This is a genomic window from Methanobacterium sp. SMA-27, from assembly GCF_000744455.1.
Classification (GTDB): Archaea; Methanobacteriota; Methanobacteria; order Methanobacteriales; family Methanobacteriaceae; genus Methanobacterium_B.
On sequence record NZ_JQLY01000001.1, the window covers coordinates 853,853 to 872,849 of the forward strand.

Annotated in this window: 25 protein-coding genes; 14 read left to right on the forward strand and 11 right to left on the reverse strand. The window is 28.5% G+C overall.

Annotation, left to right across the window (positions count from 1 at the left end; all coding sequences use genetic code 11):
• Positions 1-10: 10 nt before the first annotated feature.
• The 3 genes from DL91_RS04405 to DL91_RS04415 all read right to left on the reverse strand — a co-directional run bounded on the left by DL91_RS04405 (position 11) and on the right by DL91_RS04415 (position 3,484).
• The gene (locus DL91_RS04405; protein ID WP_048190406.1) at positions 11-1,468 is read right to left on the reverse strand and encodes a glutamate--cysteine ligase; all 1,458 of its coding nucleotides are present in this window, start codon (positions 1,466-1,468) and stop codon (positions 11-13) included.
• Positions 1,469-1,661: 193 nt separating this feature from the next.
• Complete coding sequence (locus tag DL91_RS04410; protein ID WP_048190407.1) at positions 1,662-2,321, reverse strand: hypothetical protein; 660 nt, start codon at positions 2,319-2,321, stop codon at positions 1,662-1,664.
• 368 nt (positions 2,322-2,689) lie between these two features.
• Positions 2,690-3,484 carry a slipin family protein gene (locus DL91_RS04415; RefSeq protein ID WP_048190408.1) on the reverse strand — a complete coding sequence of 265 codons (795 nt, stop codon included), beginning with the start codon at positions 3,482-3,484 and terminating at the stop codon, positions 2,690-2,692.
• A gap of 376 nt (positions 3,485-3,860) precedes the next feature.
• Between DL91_RS04415 and DL91_RS14145 the strand changes: the two genes are divergently transcribed.
• A complete protein-coding gene (locus tag DL91_RS14145) occupies positions 3,861-4,037 on the forward strand; it encodes a hypothetical protein (RefSeq protein WP_231551387.1) in 177 nt (58 codons plus the stop codon).
• A gap of 545 nt (positions 4,038-4,582) precedes the next feature.
• Here the strand turns inward: DL91_RS14145 and DL91_RS04420 are convergent.
• Positions 4,583-6,310 carry a PAS domain S-box protein gene (locus DL91_RS04420; protein WP_048190409.1) on the reverse strand — a complete coding sequence of 576 codons (1,728 nt, stop codon included), beginning with the start codon at positions 6,308-6,310 and terminating at the stop codon, positions 4,583-4,585.
• A 525-nt stretch (positions 6,311-6,835) separates the two neighbouring features.
• Here DL91_RS04420 and DL91_RS04425 point away from each other — a divergent pair.
• From DL91_RS04425 to DL91_RS04445, 5 genes are all read left to right on the forward strand, one after another.
• Positions 6,836-7,408, forward strand: a complete 573-nt coding sequence (locus DL91_RS04425; protein WP_048190410.1) for a histidine kinase — start codon at positions 6,836-6,838, stop codon at positions 7,406-7,408.
• A gap of 460 nt (positions 7,409-7,868) precedes the next feature.
• Positions 7,869-8,174 carry a hypothetical protein gene (locus DL91_RS04430; RefSeq protein ID WP_048190411.1) on the forward strand — a complete coding sequence of 102 codons (306 nt, stop codon included), beginning with the start codon at positions 7,869-7,871 and terminating at the stop codon, positions 8,172-8,174.
• A 45-nt stretch (positions 8,175-8,219) separates the two neighbouring features.
• Positions 8,220-8,453, forward strand: coding sequence for a hypothetical protein (locus DL91_RS04435; protein WP_048190412.1), 234 nt, complete (start codon positions 8,220-8,222; stop codon positions 8,451-8,453).
• Positions 8,454-8,744: 291 nt separating this feature from the next.
• The gene (locus DL91_RS12785) at positions 8,745-10,559 is read left to right on the forward strand and encodes a PAS domain S-box protein (RefSeq protein WP_052374150.1); all 1,815 of its coding nucleotides are present in this window, start codon (positions 8,745-8,747) and stop codon (positions 10,557-10,559) included.
• Between the two features lie 22 nt (positions 10,560-10,581).
• The gene (locus tag DL91_RS04445; RefSeq protein ID WP_048190413.1) at positions 10,582-10,842 is read left to right on the forward strand and encodes a hypothetical protein; all 261 of its coding nucleotides are present in this window, start codon (positions 10,582-10,584) and stop codon (positions 10,840-10,842) included.
• A 194-nt stretch (positions 10,843-11,036) separates the two neighbouring features.
• On the opposite strand, the gene DL91_RS04450 is transcribed toward DL91_RS04445, so the two are convergent.
• The 4 genes from DL91_RS04450 to DL91_RS04465 form a co-directional block, all read right to left on the reverse strand.
• The gene (locus tag DL91_RS04450; RefSeq protein WP_048190414.1) at positions 11,037-11,420 is read right to left on the reverse strand and encodes a hypothetical protein; all 384 of its coding nucleotides are present in this window, start codon (positions 11,418-11,420) and stop codon (positions 11,037-11,039) included.
• Positions 11,421-11,514: 94 nt separating this feature from the next.
• On the reverse strand, positions 11,515-11,700 hold the full coding sequence (locus DL91_RS04455; protein WP_048190415.1) for a hypothetical protein: 186 nt from the start codon (positions 11,698-11,700) through the stop codon (positions 11,515-11,517).
• Positions 11,701-11,769: 69 nt separating this feature from the next.
• Entirely contained in the window at positions 11,770-12,063 is a 294-nt protein-coding gene (locus DL91_RS04460) for a zinc-ribbon domain-containing protein (protein WP_048190416.1), read from the reverse strand.
• A 539-nt stretch (positions 12,064-12,602) separates the two neighbouring features.
• Positions 12,603-13,202 (reverse strand): acetate uptake transporter, encoded by a 600-nt coding sequence (locus tag DL91_RS04465; protein WP_048190417.1) that lies wholly within the window; start codon positions 13,200-13,202, stop codon positions 12,603-12,605.
• Positions 13,203-13,831: 629 nt separating this feature from the next.
• On the opposite strand from DL91_RS04465, the gene DL91_RS14150 reads away from it, so the two are divergent.
• The 7 genes from DL91_RS14150 (at position 13,832) to DL91_RS14510 (ending at position 16,045) form a co-directional block, all read left to right on the forward strand.
• Positions 13,832-13,987 (forward strand): hypothetical protein, encoded by a 156-nt coding sequence (locus tag DL91_RS14150; protein WP_231551388.1) that lies wholly within the window; start codon positions 13,832-13,834, stop codon positions 13,985-13,987.
• A 36-nt stretch (positions 13,988-14,023) separates the two neighbouring features.
• The gene (locus DL91_RS14350; protein ID WP_255343920.1) at positions 14,024-14,200 is read left to right on the forward strand and encodes a hypothetical protein; all 177 of its coding nucleotides are present in this window, start codon (positions 14,024-14,026) and stop codon (positions 14,198-14,200) included.
• Between the two features lie 29 nt (positions 14,201-14,229).
• A complete protein-coding gene (locus DL91_RS04470; RefSeq protein WP_255343921.1) occupies positions 14,230-14,787 on the forward strand; it encodes an ABC transporter substrate-binding protein in 558 nt (185 codons plus the stop codon).
• On the forward strand, positions 14,788-15,000 hold the full coding sequence (locus tag DL91_RS04475) for a hypothetical protein (protein WP_048190418.1): 213 nt from the start codon (positions 14,788-14,790) through the stop codon (positions 14,998-15,000). It abuts the gene before it with no gap.
• Between the two features lie 146 nt (positions 15,001-15,146).
• Positions 15,147-15,323 carry a hypothetical protein gene (locus DL91_RS13475; RefSeq protein ID WP_156095978.1) on the forward strand — a complete coding sequence of 59 codons (177 nt, stop codon included), beginning with the start codon at positions 15,147-15,149 and terminating at the stop codon, positions 15,321-15,323.
• Positions 15,324-15,749: 426 nt separating this feature from the next.
• The gene (locus tag DL91_RS04480; RefSeq protein ID WP_048190419.1) at positions 15,750-15,971 is read left to right on the forward strand and encodes a hypothetical protein; all 222 of its coding nucleotides are present in this window, start codon (positions 15,750-15,752) and stop codon (positions 15,969-15,971) included.
• Complete coding sequence (locus DL91_RS14510) at positions 15,935-16,045, forward strand: DUF3892 domain-containing protein (RefSeq protein WP_156095980.1); 111 nt, start codon at positions 15,935-15,937, stop codon at positions 16,043-16,045. The genes DL91_RS04480 and DL91_RS14510 overlap by 37 nt, the downstream gene beginning before the upstream one ends.
• 302 nt (positions 16,046-16,347) lie before the next feature.
• On the opposite strand, the gene DL91_RS04485 is transcribed toward DL91_RS14510, so the two are convergent.
• The gene (locus tag DL91_RS04485; protein ID WP_048190420.1) at positions 16,348-16,734 is read right to left on the reverse strand and encodes a hypothetical protein; all 387 of its coding nucleotides are present in this window, start codon (positions 16,732-16,734) and stop codon (positions 16,348-16,350) included.
• A gap of 277 nt (positions 16,735-17,011) precedes the next feature.
• Between DL91_RS04485 and DL91_RS04490 the strand changes: the two genes are divergently transcribed.
• Entirely contained in the window at positions 17,012-17,251 is a 240-nt protein-coding gene (locus tag DL91_RS04490; protein ID WP_048190421.1) for a hypothetical protein, read from the forward strand.
• Positions 17,252-17,460: 209 nt separating this feature from the next.
• Here DL91_RS04490 and DL91_RS04495 read toward each other — a convergent pair whose 3' ends face one another.
• Both DL91_RS04495 and DL91_RS04500 read right to left on the reverse strand, forming a co-directional pair.
• Entirely contained in the window at positions 17,461-17,874 is a 414-nt protein-coding gene (locus DL91_RS04495; RefSeq protein ID WP_048190422.1) for a hypothetical protein, read from the reverse strand.
• Positions 17,875-17,915: 41 nt separating this feature from the next.
• A complete protein-coding gene (locus DL91_RS04500) occupies positions 17,916-18,587 on the reverse strand; it encodes a hypothetical protein (RefSeq protein ID WP_048190423.1) in 672 nt (223 codons plus the stop codon).
• Between the last annotated feature and the right edge of the window lie 410 nt (positions 18,588-18,997).

An 18,997-nucleotide genomic window follows, 5' to 3' on the forward strand; every position in this document is an offset into this window, starting at 1 on the left:
CCTCCTGATACTATTGTATATTTAAATTATTTATAGCACATCTAGTTCCGAATTCTAGAAAGTCTTCCTTATTATTCTCCATTTCCCTGTGAATCCTTTCAGAAGGTAGAAAAGATATATCAAAAAGCTTTTTATGTTCATTTTCAACACTATTTCGATATTTAACATCTCCTGTAGCATTGGACATTAAATCTGCTATCATTTTGAGCTTTACAAATATTTCCTCTCCCCATTGTTTCAATGCAATTGCTCTTCCATTATATTTTTGGAGTACTAAATTCTCTTTCCTTCCGAACAATGTTATTAAATGGTGATTTAAATTTATTCTATCATATTCATCTTCGGTGATGGGGTTGCTTTGTTCAAACAAACAGAAAAGCATAAACACTTGAATGAAATACATCTGTTCAAGGCTTAAACCCAACTTTTCAAATGGATTCAAATCAAGAATCCTCACTTCTACATATTGAACTCCTCTTTTTTCCAGAGCATCCAGTTGGGTTTCGTCTTTACCTATATTTTGCTTAAGTCTAATTGCGGAGTAAAATTCGCTTTCATTTTGCAAAATATTCCCATTCAATTGTATTTGAGAATTATTCTTATATATTCCAAGCTTAGAATAGTCGTCATTCCGAGTTGTCATGAGTTTACGGAGCTTTTTTGAATATTCGTCCAGACTATTAAAATATATATTTTGATTGTGTTTAAGGATATTTGAATAACCAAATCTGCTTACACGTAGGGATGTTGCGTATTGATTGAAATTTTTAATACTTTCCACACAGCTAGAACAGGATTTCTGAATGATTTTAATTTCTTTGTATATTACAGAATAATATGTAGGATGGCAGAATGGTGATGCTCCAAAAAGGTAAATCAACATCCAACGGTAACGTAGAAAGTTTCTTGTAAGGGCAAAATGTATTTCATTAATAAATGAACGTTTATCATTTTCATTTCCAAAGAGATCATATAAATAATCAACCATTTCTTCGTCAAATGAAAAATTATAGTGAATGCCTGATATCATCTGCATTTTCTTACCATATCTCAGTGCCAGTCCCTTTCGATATATTTCTTTATATATTCCCTCCTCTGAATCTGGAAAGCTTGCAATGGGAATGTTATTTTCATCTGGAAGTTTGGGCGGCATACTAAGGGGCCAGAGTAGTTCATCTCCGATACCATTTTCAACCTCGGTACATATGGTATTTAATTCTTCATATGCTTCTTCAATTGTCTTAAAGGTTGGTGTTATCATCTCGATATGACTTTCAGAAAAATCAGTTGTGATACGTTGATTTTCTAATTTATCTCCAAAAACTGGCGGGTGAGGAGTTAATGCAAGATCACCTGAGGATATGATCCTTTGTGACTCTCTTTCAAAGCCGAAATTTCCTTCTGCCAACAGTTTTCCTTTTCCATCTTTTAAAAAAGACGTTAATATTTCTGAAAAGTCCCAGTTCATAAAAATCATCTTGTTTTTAACAAATAAATATTTTCAATTCATGCCATCCAAAGCAATTGAATAATCTTAAACATTCAATGCCATATCTTCAATTAAATGACCCATTTTTTTATGAATTTAAAAATAGGGCATTCATGATTAAAAAAAATCTTAATGATAAATTTATTATAAATGTTCTTAATATTTTCCTGATTTATGTAGTATTCCATATCTCTTCGGCTTCATCTTTCCCTTCAGCTTCTTTTTTTTGTTTTTCAATGTCTTTAACTTCATTAATCAATCCAGCTAATTCTTTATCCATTTCTAGGTAAATTTTTAAAGAAGTTTTCATTTCAGGGGTACATTCAATACTTCCTTTATACTTGAATTCTTCATCTTCAGACATTTTCCACTCAGAATACTTTCCTGTCTTAATATAACCATATTTTAATAATAAATCCCCTAAGTATCCAAGTATGTGTCTTAAAGATTCTATTATTCTTTTATTAGAATCTGATACATTATAATGGGTGGAAAATGCAGGATATACTTTACATTCTTTTTTTAAATCGTTTATAGGGCATTTATGGCTCCAGAACTTATCAGTGCCTAGATGCATTTCAACAATTTCGGGAATCAGTTTAATTAATTCTCTACATTCATATTTTAAGTCCCGTATACCATCTTTACCATATTTCTTAGTAATATCTGGATGTGATACAACATATTCCTTGATTGTATCCTTATAAAATTTAGTAACATAAATTTCAGTCTCATTTAAGAAAGTAATTAAAACAGGTGCCATTTTCTGACGAGTCTTATCTATTTTAATCGTCAGATCTTCAATTTTTCCATCATATACAGATTTATCCATTTATTATTGTCCCCTTAAATGAATTGAATTAAATTTTAATCTAAATTTTATTTTTAGTAATTTTTGTTTTATTTAAAGTAAAATAAATATTTTTTTCATTCGAGCTATAACCTATCACTTAATAATATTAGTTTGTAATCTTTTTTATGCTTATTTTTGATAACTAATGAGAAAATTTAGGGATCTTCCCTTGTAATTTATTATAATTCTATAACATTTAGAAATGGAGTTACAATATATTTTTAGGATTTATATTTTAGGAATTATGAGATTAAAAAAAAGTAGGGATATTTGAGTTAAAAATAAAATATTATAATTTTAACTCATTGGTAATTTAATACATCCTTTAGAAACTAAATCTGGTTTTCCTATTTTTTTTCTTTAGGTTTTGTTGCTTCCATATTTTCTGTTTTTAGGAAGTTTGAAATATCTGTTATGCTGTTCATTAATGGTGCTGGGAATATTATTGTTGAATTTTTCTCTACAGCTATCTGGTTGAGTACCTGCATAATTCTGAGCTGTAATGCAATTGGATGTTCAGATATGATGTCTGCTGCATCTCCTAATTTAGCAGCTGATAGGAATTCACCCTCAGCAGCAATAATTTTAGCTCTCTTCTCCCTTTCAGCCTCTGCTTGTAATCCTATCACACGTTTCATGTTCTCTGGAAGTGTAATGTCTTTTATTTCAACGGTGGTGACATTGATTCCCCATGGTTCGCTGTGTTCATCTATGATCTCCTTGATTTTGGCGTTTATTTTAGGTGTTACAGAGAGTATCTCATCCAAGTTGAACTGTCCAACCACACTTCTAACTGTTGTTTGTGATATCTGGTTCACAGCGCGGGTATAATTTTCAACTTCAACAACTGCTTTGTATGGATCAATAATTTTAAAATAGGCTACAGCAGCCACATCTATAGATACATTGTCTTCTGTTATGATTTTCTGGGATTGTATAGGCATGGTAATTATCTGAAGTGAGGGTTTAACCATACGATCCACCAGAGGAATTAGTAGTCTCAACCCGGGTTCTTTAATACCAATTACCTTTCCAAGACGGAAAACAACACCCCTCTCATATTGATTAACTATCCTAATAGATAATCCTAGAATAATCAAAATAACAATGACAACAATGAATAAAGTTACTAAATCAACCATTTTTATTACCCTCCTAATTTTTTGAAATATTCTCTAATGTGTTGTTAATTCATACCTAATATTTCTGACAACTTAACTCATCTTTTATCATTTATGTTCACCAATAATTATAACCTTTTTGAATATAATGATAGATTCCAGTTGATAATATTTTAAAACAAATTTTATGATTATAAAATCTTTGATATTATTTGTGAATTAAAAATGAGTCTTTATTGAGAGTATACGAGACAGATAATTAAGGATGGTTCCGAATGAAATGGGTCATAATAAAGGTCCTTTAAATCAAAATCGACACGGGTTGAATAAAAATAATTATTATATGAATTGAATAAATTATGATAAAGTTTGTTTAATATTTGGAGGCCGATAACTAATGAAATTGTCGAAAAAAATGTTATTAGGGTTAGTTGTTGTTTGTTTTGTTGTTGTAGTATCTGGATGTACTTCAAGTAATAACACGAGCGGTACAAACACTTCCAATTTAAATACGACTAGTACAAACACTTCGAGTTCAAACGCGTCAAGTTCTAATGATGTTATTGTTGTGTAAAATATCCCGGTAGTTGGGCTGTTGATGTAAGTGGGACATTCGGATTTCGTTCACTATCAGGTACTGGAGATCAAACAACAAGTATAGGTGATGTATCTGGAGCTTTAACTGCAGCTGCCCGTAAAATAGAGGGCGGTAATGGTGTTCTAACAGTTTCAATAACTAAAGGTGGAAAAACACTCGCTTCACAAAGTACCTCTGCTCCATTTGGAGGGGCTACAGCAGTCGCAACAGGGATCTAATATTCATTCTCCCTTTTTTTTATTTGCATGAATCTATTAATCGAAATTATACTGATGAATATTTTTTTAATAAAATTTGAATAGTTATTTTAGAAATATTCATATATATCGCAGTTAGATTTTGTTATTTTAATGAAAAAAAAGTTATTTTTGTTAAAAATTTTTTCAATTGATCATAAGATTAATTTGGTTTCTTAATCCATAATATAGAATTTTGCAGGGTATACTTGATCAATACAGTTTAAATAGGATTTGCAGTTAATTGCGAACGGAATTAAGTGAATTGTTGTGATTTACCAAGGATTATTGTAATTTGATAATCTCATTATTGGTTTTAAATGGTATGGACAAATTGAATGTTGAGCCTTTTCCAGGTTCGGATTCTGCCCAAATTTTTCCTCTATGTTGCTGTATTATTCTAAGTGAAATTGCCAAACCAATACCTGTTCCATCATATTCCTCACGTGTATGTAGACGTTGAAAGATGGTAAATATTCTTTCTAAGTGATCTTTATCTATTCCAATCCCATTATCTTTAATAGAAAATACATACTCCTTATCTTTTTTAACTGCAGATATATGGACTTTAGGGATTTTGTTGTTGTATTTAATAGCATTGCTTATGAGATTTTGAAAGAGCTGTACCATTTGATATTCACTTGCATAGATTATTGGCAGCGAATCATATGTTACAATGGCATTTTTATCTTGTATTTGTGTTTTTAAATTGGTTAAAACTGTTTCTACAATTTTTTCACTGTAAATATATTTGAATTCTCTTACTTTACTTCCGACTCGAGAGTACTCTAATAAATCATTGATCATTATATCAAGACGTTTAGCTCCTTCCACCGCAAAGTTTATGAAGTCATTGGCATCTTTATCAAGATCATCTGCATATCTTCTCTGTAAAAGCTGAAGAAAACTAGTAATCATACGTAAAGGTTCTTTCAAGTCGTGAGATGATACATAAGCAAATTGTTCCAGTTCTTTATTTGAAATTTCTAATTTACTTATCAGGTTTCCCAATTTAATTTCAGCCTTTTCATGATCGTCTATCTCAATATTTAACATTTGATTAATACGGGCATTACGTTTTTCTAGTATTTTCTCTGCTTTTTTTTGAGCAGTAATATCGTGAATAACAGAACAAAGTACATTTTTACCTTTATAAGGGATTAAACCGCTATGAATATCTACATCACTGATGGTTCCATTGGATAAAAGATGTTTAAATATAAAATGGTTTTCTTGTTGGGCCATTGCCTTTTGCATTTTATCCTCTATTAAATCCAGATCCAAAATATTAATATCCGATATTTTCATTTTAAGTAATTGTTCATAGTCATATCCATAAAAATTACAAGCTGCAGGGTTTGCTTCTATTATATTTAAATTAACTGGATCTATTAAGATCATGATTGTATGATTGTTGTAAAAGATCTCACGATATCGTTCTTCACTCTCTTTTAAAGCCATTTCAGTACTTTTAAGATCGCTAATATCTGTTACGGCTGATCTGAATTCTTTGAAATTTCCATTCCCATGTGGAACATACATGGTTTCAAGATGGGCGTAAAATATATTATTATCCTTTTTAATGAGTTTGATGTCGATTGTATCATTAGTTCTCGTTTCCAGAACTTTCTGTAGGTGATGATAAAACTTGTTTTGATTATCTGGAGCAATATATTGAATAAATGCAGTTTTATTGAGGTTAAGCCTTTCAACACCTAATAATGATGCTCCTTTAAGATTAACCTCTAAAATAATCCCTTCTTTATCTAATGTAAAATATCCATCGGGTGCAAAGTTATACAGATCAAAATATTTGCGCTGAGAATCTTCCAATTTTATCTGGGCTTGTCTTAATTCTTCGTTTTGCATCTCCAATTCGACTTGGTGAACATGTAATTCATGAAATAATTCATCAGTATCTTTATACTGATTTATTTTATGATCATATTGTTTTTTAACTGTTTCTTCTGCTTTTTTACGCAGTTTTTCGAGTTTTATCTTGTCATCATCCATTTATTCTTCCCCATTACCTAAAATAAGAATAAATATCTTATTTAGATATGTACAAATTAGTATATTACTTTTTCTAATTTAAATTGAATAAATAATTCAAATCTCTAAAAAATTAGTTCCAATATAATTTGATGGTTAATAAAAGAGAACATTTTCACATATTGAATTATATACACATTATTCTACCATATTGTACAAATAATTTTTTAAAAATATTTAAAGATCAGTATTCAGGCTAATATACTAATCTTAGTGCCCCTACATTCTATTTTAATAATTACAATTAAAAAATACGGTTTTTTATTAACAATCTATGTATTTTACTTTTTATTAATATAGAAATTATTAATAATAATTATCAACATAAGATTAATTGGTATAGTCTAATCATTGATGGAATCATAAATGTATAAAAGGGATTATAATAAGATGGTCCGGCAGGATTTAAACCTAAATTTATCTTTAACTTTAAAGAATTAAAACTATTTTTTTAGCTTTTAAATGATACTAGGGAGTAGGATATCCATGAGCGGAACAGATGAATGGAAGTTAGTTGAAAAAATATTGGGTAATGCATTAAATAAAGAGGATACTGAAAAATTGGTAAATGCATTAAAAAACTCTGTAAAGCACGATTTTGAACAGATTTTAAAAGAATTTGTACAAAAGATAAATGAACCAGTTGAAATCCTGCTAATAGGAAACGATCCAAAAATTATGCAGGAATTAATAGCAACATTTGGAAGATCAAAACTCACTACCAGCATCCGCTTTACAGGGAGTGTTGAAGAAGCCAGTAACATGATATTCCAACAAGGAGTTTACAGTGATTTTCCTATAGCAAATATTATAATATTTGATTTTGCAACACTACGTGGTGAGAGTGGATTGGAAAATTTAGAAAATATCATGGAAAAAAAGAGTATCATAAAAAATGTACCTGTGATTATTTTAACCGATGATTATGAAAAAGTGAAACATCTAGAGAAATATCATCCAGACCTATTCTTAACCAAACCCAATAATTTCAAGGAATACCAAAACATTGTTGAAACAATAAAAGAATTCTGGCTCACTTATACCTACAACAAAGAATAGAATCTCATAAGATGTTTTATTAATGTGAATACTAGCCTATTTGTATCTAAAACAGTTACTGTACTAAGTAATGGTGGAGGTGTTGGAAATAAATACCGCAAACACTGTTAATGCAGAAACGAAAACCTATACAAAAAACAGGTGTACCAATAACTATCTAGTTTATTGAAATATATGAATTAGACATATGGAGGAAAACCAATCAAATCCTTTTTTATTAGAACAACTACAAGAATTAAACAATATTGTTCCATCTAAATCATTCAAATAAATATGTTTGGATTTAAATCCATTCAAAAGCATGTAAACTACAGTCAAAAGTATATTCTTTTATTAATTATTTTATCAATTTTCCGTACTGTTATATTGGTTATGTGATATACTTAATAAGTAGTACTAAACTCTTATGAAAATATATTCAAAAACCAATTAAAAATAATAAATTGGGGGATGATAATAAATGACAGACTTTTATATTATGGTTAATGAATCAGAGAAAGAATTTATTGACCCTATGAGAGTTGGTGACTACTCAAGAGATCGTGAACTAGATTTTATAGAAAGTTCAACCATTTTCTGGTATCTCATGGGTGCCCATGAAAATAAAGAACCCGATAACAAAGATACAGTATATCACGGTAGATGGAATGGTAAAAAAATTCGATTAATAGGTAAAAAACACGACAAAGACCAGTATAACACCATAATAAATAACAATGAATATACAGACATCACAATTGAAGCACATAACGAAGTTGAGATCTGAGGGTTAATACAGAGTTTATACGTAAGTTAAATGGGGAAAACTAAAATGGATGAAAACAAAAAGAAGAAAATCTTAAAAATGTTATCTAATGCAAAGAAGGAAAATCCAGAAAATCCTGTAGTATCGTCTAAAGATTTGGAAGAAAGTTTAAATATTGAGTATAATGAGTTAGATTCATATATCCGAGACCTGAAATGGAGAGGATACATAGAATACGATGGTCCTGAGACCTATGATGGTCAGGATATTAAAATTACTCCTAAAGGGGAAAAATATTAAAAAGATTTTTTTTAATATTTTTTTAAATTTCATACTACTAGGATTTAAAAAAATAGAATTTTATAATGGAATGTAAATACTAATCCATATGGTATTTGCTCTTATTTTGTAATAAAAACTAATCATCATAAATAATATTATTTGTTTTAGAATTATCTGTTTTTTTAGATTTAGATATGGGTTTAATAATAGTACAATTCCCATTAAATCTTCTTTATTCTGAAAAACATAAGTTTTACATATCTGTTTAGCACAATTAATAATATATATTTTAAATTATGGGTAAAATCAATGTCTGTTAATTCTGGATCAGATCGAGTATATAAATCTATTTTTGAAAGTAGTTTGGAAGCTATTTTATTAACAACCCTTGATGGTACTATTTTGGCTGCTAATCCCAAAGTCCAACAGATTTTAGGATATTCCAATGAAGAATTACTCAAACTTAGTATATATGCTATTGTTGATACCGGTGAAACAAAATTAAACTTTATCTTCGAAAAATCTGGAATTGCAGATAAATCAAGCCGTGAAATAACAATTATACAAAAGAACGGTGAAAAATTTAATGCTTTAATATCTTCCAATAATTTCAGAGATGAAGAGGGTAATGAACTGGTCAGTGTGGTCATTAAAGAAATAAAAGAAATAAAAAAACTGGAATTAGCCTTAGAAGATAGTGAAAAACAGTTTCATAAATTATTTGAAAATATGATAGATGGCTATGCCTATTGTAAAATGCTTTTTGATGAAAAAGGACGTCCAATTGACTGGATATATTTGGAAGTAAACAGAGCATTCGAACAATTGACTGGACTTAAAAATGTTAAGGATAGAAGAGTCACAGAGGTAATTCCACAACTTAAAAAATTAAAACCAGACTTATTTGAAATATATAGAAGAGTAATATTGACCGGTATTACAGAGTCATTCGAATTATATATCAATCCATTAAAAATTTGGTTGCATATATCAGTGTACAAATCTGGTGGTGATCAATTTGTAACGGTATTTAAAAATATTACCCATCGTAAAGAGGCTGAAAAAGAATTAATAGAATCTAAAAACCGTTTATTTGATATTATTGATTTTTTACCCGATCCAACATTTGCCATTAACAGTAGGGGAGAAGTTATAGCTTGGAATCGTGCCATTGAGGCTATAACTGGATTTAGGGCCGAAGATATGTTGGGAAAAGGAAATTATGAATATGCTCTGCCAATTTATGGAATTAGAAGACCAATATTAATTGATCTTGTAACCGATCCCAATAAAGTCATTGAAAAGCAATATAGTAAAATTAAAAGATGGGAAGATGGTATTTATGGTCAGACAAACGCACCATTAAAGGGGATTAATCGTATCCTATGGGGAAAAGCAGTACCTCTTTATAATGACAAAGGCATTATTACTGGTGCTATAGAGGTAATTCGTGATATAACTGAAAGTAAAAAAGCAGAAAAAGAAGTTATAGACTCTCTGCATGAGAAAGAATTACTTATTAAGGAGATCCATCATCGTGTTAAGAATAATATGCAAATAGTTTCAAGCTTACTTAACCTGCAAACAAATTATGTAGATGAAAAGGAAACTGTGGATGTCTTAAAGGAAAGCCAGAATAGGGTAAGATCTATGGCCATGATACACGAAGAACTGTATCGATCTGGAGATTTAACTCATATTAATTTTGTTAATTATGTTCAAAATTTGATCCAAAAATTGTTATATGCGTATAATATCGATGCTACCATAATTAAACCGATACTAAAAATAGAAAATATAAATTTAAATATGGAAACTGCTGTTCCTTGCGGGCTTATAATAAGTGAACTTGTATCTAACAGCTTAAAATATGCTTTTCCTAATGGAATGGCAGGAGAAATCTATATTTCACTCAAATCAAAAGAAGACAAATTTGAACTTGTAATACGTGATAATGGTATAGGACTACCTGAAAATTTTGACTTTAATAAACTAGATTCATTGGGTCTGCTACTTGTAAAGAATTTAACAGACCAGATTGATGGTGATCTTACAATCAACGTTACAACTGGAACAGAATTTATTATAAATTTTGAAGAATTAGAATATAAAACACGTATATAAAAACTATTTTGGAGTTAATAAAATGGTAATAAAGCTAAAAAGTTTTAGAATATTTAATGGTAAAGATGTAATATATGCAGTTGATAAGGCTGATAAAGAATTCCATGACTCATATAGTGGATTTTTTTCAAAGGATGACCCTAATGAAACTATAATAGATTCCTTGTTATTACACAGAGGAAATGATCAATTATTAGAAATAATTTATAAGAGTGGAAATAACAGGTTTTTAAATCTTAGACTAATACAAAGCTACAGCTATCAAGAGTTATCAAATAAATAAAAAATTTAATATCAAAATTGTTCAAATATTTTGATTTTGAATATAAGTTTTTTAATTAAATTGTATTAGATTGTATTTTTTTAAAAATAATAAATGAAAATAAAGATTTAGGGTTTTAAAAGTTCAATAAATTCTTTTTTAATAAAAAAAAAATACTCTTTAAATTATAAAAGTTAATTAATTTTATCCCAACTCTAATAATTCCGGGTTTTTTCTTCTGAATATTTTTGAATGATGGAAATAGCAATATCTACAACATTTTCACCATTTTCAATTCTATTATTGAATATTGGGAATTGTTTGAGATATCTCCGTAACCTATCAGTATTTTCACTTTTGGGTAAATCTTCTAAATTTGATTTGCTTTCACTATTTTTAATTTCAGGTTCACAAATCATTTGGCCGTTACTATTCTTTTGAATAACGAACTCAACATCCTCTGGTTTAACATTGTTACGTTTTACTGCCATTAGGAAACTGTTTAAACCATTTTTTCTCATTTCATACCATTCTGATGGGTTTACCCATTGTTTAATAAATGATTCTAATTTATTTATCTGTTCATTTGGAATTTTCATATTAACTCCTTTTATAAAATTATAATAACTTTCAATGATGTTTTTTTATATTAAATATTTCTTAAAAATCTCATTTCAATCATTTTTGTGCCCCTCAAAAGATTATGTGTTCTTCTATTTCATAATACGTTTTAATAGGGTCATTTGGATTTTCTATACTGTCATCCAATTTATTTTTTCTTTTTCCTGCTTCGATTTTAGTTGAATGTATTTCTAGTATATGTGGACATTCATTTGAATGTAAATTTGAATATGCCATAATTATATAACATAATTTCAATTAAAATCCCTCTTTTTTACAGTTAAAAACAAAAATATATAAAAAAAATGTTTTATCGTGAAATTAATATTATTTTGAGGGTTTATCACAAGAAAAATCTTTACATTTTTGATCTAAACTGATATAGATTTTATGTAATTTGCATTTTCCTGAACATTCATAGCCCCAATCATTTGAATGTTCACAATTTCCACAGCATTCTCCAGGACCTAAATTAATCTCTTTTTCAATTTTTATTGTTCTTATTTCATCGTCATAAAGAGGATCAGGGTTCTCAATAGTATTACCTGTTAGAATGCCGCACTCTGGACAGAATTTCTGATTTATTTCAATTTCGTTCCCACAGTTTTTACAATTAGACATCTTATCAAATCTCACTTTTTTTATTATTCCTTCCTTTAATCTAAGGATTTTGGGTTAACTCATAGATTTTTACCCATATTTTTAAAAGAAATACGTCAATAACTTATTCATCTTTTGATAAAATTAAGGGGGACAATTATAGATCCTTAAAGAATCTTTTTGTTGTTGCAATTGAATAATATTAAAAATTGTTTAATTCTAAAAATTTACAAAAATATTTCAGAATTTATCTTGAATCATTTTATTTCAAATCAGATTTGGTTATGGGAAAAAAATCTATATTTATTATATAGTTTTTAAAGTATTTAATATTCACCATATTTTTTTTAATTTAATTTTAAGAATTTGGATAAAAGTAAAGATTTCAATTAGATATTTAGTAATTGTTCTAACCTCTAAAAATTTACATTTTAAATCAAAGTAGTTTAGGAATTATTAGTTAAAAAATAAAGAGGGCAATTAAATAAAAAATTTTTGAGTTAAATTCCAATAAAAAAAAAGGAAAAAAAAATTAAACGTTTTTGACTTTTGACCAGTAATTAAACCGGTAAAACTTTTCTATCGTATAAATCGTTTAACACTTCTGCAAGACCTATATATACACCACTTGCACCGCATATTATTCCTTCATAACCAGCAATTAATGTTATTGCCGGATTTCCGGTTAATGTAGATGCAGTTAATAGGAAGAAGAGTATTGCGAGAGTCAGGAAAAAGAATTGTAAAGCCCTGCTTATTTTAAGAGTTCCTACAAATATTCCCACTGTAAATATTCCCCATATTAAATAGAATATTGCATATGCATTAACATCTGGAGCTATTCCCCAACCTAGTTTTGTAAATATTAATATAAGAACATCTGAAATCCAAAATATTCCGTATAATCCAAATGCGACAGTTCCAAAGGTGTTACCATTTTTATATTCCATAGCACTGACTATTAATAGAGTTATACCTCCATAAACTAATCCCAAAGTTAATATCATACTGTTTAGTGCATAAAATCCTGCAAGATAGAAACCAAGAAAAACAATTGTTAATCCTACGGCTATAAATCCCAAAGGTGCAGGGTTTGCAGGAGTATGTTTTGATAACGTTCTTCCATCTATTGTTATCGTTGCAAATTCATCTTCTACCATTTTTTTCCCTCCATATTTTAACACATCAACTCTAATGATCGCTAATATATCCAAAAATGATTAATTAAGATTTAAGGGCTTAATACGGAATATTAATTAATATTAAGTTCATAAATCCCATATTATTTATAATATCATTATTAATAATTACAATTATTCACATTAATATAATGCTAATATTACAACCAAATAGGAAGATTTAAATATAAATAAATAATTTAACACGTATTCCAAATTAGAAAACTAAATATAACCCTATTCAATCTTTATAACTGTAATTGCAGTTAATAATGCTCCTAATTGTGGATAAAAAGAAATACAGCATATTTTCATTGATCATTTAGCAATCAAATATAATATCATTAGAGTAGTTATATTTGGTATTGCAATATTCACCATGAAACAATTAAAATCCAATGACTGGAAATTGGGTAGAACGGTAAATGTATAAATTATGTAATCATAGGAGATTTATAACCTAAATATTTTCACTTTAAATCAAACTCAACTACATACAGAATATTTAGAGAAAATTTAAACTTTGTATAAAAAACAGCTGTTTTGGACAGAATATATTTCAATTTGGAAATATAAGAAATAAATCCATTTAACATGGATGGAGAATTTTAATGAAGAGAAATCAAACAATTTTAATCATTATTGGTGTTATAATTGTTTTATTTGTTTTAATCAATTCTAGTTATTCAAATAACAACTCTAATGATATTAGAGTTGCTTATATTCCTTGTGACCATGAATCAGCCCTTTTTGTTGCTGAAGCATAGAATATATATAAAAATGAAGTATTAAATGTTACAACTATGACCATATCCACAGGTTCAAGCATTGTTTCAGCAGTGGCAAGTGGAGATATAGACATAGGATATATAGGAATAGCTCCAGCATTGCAGGGAATAAGTGAGGGGGTGCCAATAAAAATTGTTGGTGCAGTTAATCTTGATGGCAGCGGAATAGTTGTGGATCCAAAGAAAATATAACCAATACCACAGATTTAAAGGGGAAAAAGGTGGCCACACCCGGAGTAAGTTCCATACAACAAGTTCTTCTACTTTATCAACTTCAGAAATATAATTTAACCACTAGTGAGGTTGATATTTCTTCGGTGGACATTTATATGCTACCCAGTACATTGGCTTCCAAAAAAGTGGATGCATATATACCATATGAACCATATGTCTCCCTTGCCCCTTACAGAGACATTGGAAATGTGATGATGTACTCTGATGAGATAATGCCGGGGCATCCATGTTGTGTTATAGTTGCACGTCAGGATTTTATTGATCAGCATCCGCAGGAACTCCAAAAATTCCTGGATATACATAAAAACACCACAGAATTTGTTAACAACAATCAAAATGTGACAGCTCAGCTAATTTCAACAGAATTAACAACCAATCCTCAATTGGAAATGATGTCACTTCCTCATGTGAAATTTGTATCCCAAGTAAACAAAGCATTCCAAGATAAAGTGATTAACTTCATGAATATTGAGCTCCAAATGGGATATCTGAAAAAAAACATGACCGTTGATCAAATTTTTGATACCCAATTTTTAGGTGATTAAATGAGAAAAACACTAATTTCTTTAATAGTACCAGTAATTATTGTTATATTCTGGGCATTGCTAACAACTTACACGGGAATAATACCATCATATTTAATTCCAAGCCCTCATGATGTTTTTGCAGCATTTGAAGAGCTTTTAGTTAACGGCTCTCTTGTTTCTGATACACTCGATACACTTACCCCTGTTTCTGTGTTAGCATCATCAGAATAATGTTAAACTATTTATTATTTTTTTTAGTTCATAGTTTTCTGGTAATGATTTTAGATTTAGTTTTATCAAAATAGATTATTACTTTTCATACGCTCTAGGATTAGCGTAACATATTATAAAGACACCATTTAGTATTAGGTGATAAAATGGAATCTTTCAATGGGTATAATAAAAATAGTCAAAAAGAATCAACCAGCTATTCACTTCAAGCTATAAAGTTTATGGATCCGGGCATTAAATCCTTAGACTGTGAAACTGATGGATTATTGGATTTTGAAGTACAGATAACTTTAGATTCATTCCAAAAAACCAAAAGACAATAATTATTTAGTAAATAGGACACTAAAATTAAAAGTAGTATCAGATCAGGGTTATAATATTTTTCTTCCAATTATAACCCAATTTTATTTTTATACCATGTAAAATTGAGTTTAACAATTATTAATGGGAAAATATTTTGAATTTTGATTTAAAAAAGTATTTAACTTGTCTGTATTATTAGTTTTGTTATATCACACCATTGGTTGCTTATTATATAATTTAGATATTATTTTATGATAGAAATAACTGAATCAATCTACTAAAAAACTTAATATTTAATTCCAGAAATTATAATTGAAAAAATTTTGTTATTATATTAACCAGATGAACGATAATTCATATTTTAGTATAATAATTGAATTATTTCGAAGAAACATATCTGTATATCAAGACAAATATAAATATAATTCTGAGTAGGAGGGATATAATTGGTAGATAAAGTTCACTATTGGATTTCAGAAGTTTGTTACAAGGATAACCATATCGAATCTGTCAGAATATATAAAGATAGCGAAGTTGTATATGGGTTAGAAAAAACATGGACTGTAACAGCAGTTATCGATACTATAAATAAAGGTTATAACATTGGTACTATGATTAAAAAAGAGGGTAGATGGTGTGCAGGGGCCATAATAGAAGTAGTAACATAGACGGAACAGAGTATATCTGGACCGACAGGGATTCATCAGCGGAAGATAATCTAGAAAATCTTCCAAGATTCTAAAAAGGAAATATATTCCCAATTCTTTTTAAAATTTAGAAATATTCTATATATCAAAAATTCTGTTATTATGTCATTAGCTTTGCCACAAATATAATGGATTTCTATGTGATATAATGAGAATAAATACAGTTAAAATGCATTAAAATTCAAATTCTTAACTAAATAAATATTACTTCTAAAATACTAAAATCCAGAATAAAACAATAGAAAAAAAGTATTATATTAATTAAATCGAATTTTACAGAGGGGGTAATTATATCCCAAAAAGTAAGAATGGTTTAGCTGTATATAAACCGGCTAATTCACTTCTTAAACGGAATATAAACCCCGGAACTGAATTGAGAATAAGTTTCTTTATCAAATTTAGGGTAATCTAAATCTGCATCGTTGAAAATTCCCACATAAGCTATATAAAAATATTTTTTAGAAATTAAAAATATTGCCGAATAATCATTTAAAATGTCTTCAAAATTTTCTTCATTACATTTTATTTCAAGATCATCCATTTCCTTAGTTATTTTATCTTTTATTTCAAGCATCCTGAAATAAATTTCATCCTCGTTTTTATCAATTACTTCATTAAACTTTTCAATAAATTCTTCGCTACGATCACCACTCAATCCTTCAATATTATCAAAATTATTAAAAACAAAATTTTTTATATAATCTGATACAACATACTTTTCCATAAAATACCACCAATATCAGATTTGTTTTTAAACACATTTAAGTTAATCTAACAACATAAAATCTAGAAATTGTTCATAATCTTTCTAATTACACTTTAATTTCAAAAAAACGATGGAATTAATCTAATTTTATCCTAAAATAATTTTGAAAACATTTAAATTAAATCCATAGGTAATATAGGATATATAAAAATAAAATTTCATTATTTTCAAATAGAATTATTCATACTACCAGGATAAATTTTACTTAAATGCATAACAAGGGGGAATATGATTTATGGACTTAAAGGAAGATAATGAATATGAATTAGAACTAAAAAAAGCAAAAAAAGAATATTTAATAGCCGCTGATTTTTTAAAAGGATATTTCAGGTTCATTTATGAAAATGCAGGCAAGAAATGGACTGAAAAAGATGATGCTGAAATTGAAAAAGTGATGTGTGCTATAAAAAATTTAGCATATTGGGAATCTGTAAAAGCAACACGTATCATGACAAAAAGACAAAAACCAGAATAGAAAAAAAAATTAATTCTAACTAATCAATTGGATTTGTATTATATTAACAAAATAAAGAGAAGAAAACAAAAATCTCTCCTCAAAAAAAGGATAATTGAATTAGAAATAAGTTAAAAAATATTTGGAAAGAAATTATTTACAATATTCAAAGAATATTTAGTTCATTTATAAAATTTCTCCCGAACTAAAACAGGTCCAATTATTCTATCCTAATCTATTCCGGTGAGATTTAAGATGGTGAGTGTTAATTCATTGTTCTCTGTTTTACCATTACCATATACTATGGAAACTGTTATTATATGATTTTCCTGGGAGACATCTGGATTTATAATCCTATTATCCTCGCTTGTAAGTGCTAATTCATAAACCGAATCATCCGGGGTGAAACTTGTAAAATCCCTAATAATTTTTCCTGTGGACTGGTCAATAATTTTATACTTGCCTGCAATGGTTTTTAACAGATCATCAGAAAGAGGGTTGTTGTTCTGGTCTAAGAAATTTATTGATAATATTCTACTCGACCTTTCTGTAATGGTTTTCTTTTTAGAAACCAGATTTAAATCTAAATTTACCTCTGTGAATGAATAATCCATCTTTGGAAATCCTAAACCAAATGGTATCATTGGAGATCCATTTAGACAGTAATTTGGACCGTTAATGCCTATTACTGTCGAAATCTCGTTGTAAATGTCTGAAAGTTTTCTTGGTTTGAGATTACAGCAGTATCATAGGTTAATAATTCTATAACCATTCTCTTTTGAGTTTCTTCAATAAGAGTTTTAATAGCCTTAGAAAGGGGTATGCCATTGGTGTGGCTAATATTGATTTTTGGGATTATAAAATCAAGTTCTTCAGCAGTTGTTTGAAGTGTTTGGGCTTTCCAGTTTAGTGAAGCAGAAACTTCCACAGAGGGATTCAGTTTATGTATGGTTCCTGACATATCCTTTGCAAATTCTGCCAGTATTGTTGATTTCTGATCATCGGTATAACCATCCCATGCATGCCAATGGAAGTCATCGAAGGAAATACCCATAATAACGGGAAAGTCTTGGAGTAACTGTAAAAGTGCCTGTTTTAACGTGTTTCTGTGTTGATTGTTAGTTGGATCCACTAGGGATGATTGATCCGAAGCTTTGAATCCATTTATGTTAATTATCAATTTTAGATTGGTATGTTCTAAATCGCTTATCAGTTTGTTCAAATTTTTTTTACACACTGTATAATCCTTCAACAAGAAACTGTCTTTATAAAACACAGTTGTTAATCCTCTATTTTCCAGCTCAACAAAATCTGGGTTAGGATTGCCCTCGATAAGATATAAACCTCTGATATCCATAATTTTTAAACCTCTTGATCTTTTGTTTAATACAAGTTAAAATCTGATTCATCACTTACTATATTCTATACTTCAAATGACATAAATTTTTCAGAAAAATTATTTTTTAAAGAATAATTAATCAATTAAATACAGATGAGATACGGCATTTAATTAATTCATATACAACAACAGCAACGATATTATTTCAATTCCATTCAAATCTACTATTAACCTATTAAAATGTGATTTAAACTGATAAAAAATGATATAATAAATTTTAATGAATAGGTTTTGATTATAATTTGAACTTTATAATTATTTAGTAAAAAAAAATGGAATTTATGTTCAATATTAAATTAATTTGGATTTAGAATGGAATACTAAATAAATTATTGTTATTCCATAAATCAACATGTAATAATAAAAAG